Below are 493 nucleotides of genomic sequence, written 5' to 3' on the forward strand. Positions count from 1 at the left end.
CCCATCGCCTGGCTGGTGCTGGCCATGCTCTGGTTCGGCACGGGCGACGGCACGCCCGTTTTCACCGTCTTCATCGCCAGCTTTCCCGTTGTTTTCGCGGGCGGCATGCAGGGCGCGCGCACGCTGGAGCAGCGCTGGCGCGACCTCTCGCAAGTTTTCGCCCTGCCCTGGCACATGCGCGTGACCGACATCTACCTGCCCCACGTCATCTCCTACCTCTTCCCGGCCTGGATCGTGGCGCTGGGCAGCTCCTGGCGCGTGGTCGTCATGGCCGAGCTGCTGGCTTCATCCGACGGCGTGGGCGCGGCCCTGGCCTCCAGCCGCGCCCAGCTCGACATGCCCGCCACCCTGGCCTGGATCGGCGCCGTCGTGCTGTTGCTGCTGGCGCTGGAATATTTGCTGCTGGAGCCTGTCAAGCGCGAAATCGAGCGCTGGCGCGAAGCGGGCGCGCGCCGGGAAGGGCTGGCATGACGGCCCCCGTGTCCACACCCGC

1 protein-coding gene is annotated in these 493 nt (G+C 69.6%); it reads left to right on the plus strand.

Features of this window, described 5'->3' with window-relative positions:
• On the plus strand, positions 1–471 hold a 471-nt coding region (locus QB898_RS13215), incomplete at its 5' end, for an ABC transporter permease (RefSeq protein ID WP_279525321.1).
• Positions 472–493: the final 22 nt, after the last annotated feature.

The organism is Ottowia cancrivicina (assembly GCF_029813755.1).
GTDB classification, from domain to species: Bacteria; Pseudomonadota; Gammaproteobacteria; order Burkholderiales; family Burkholderiaceae_C; genus Ottowia; species Ottowia massiliensis.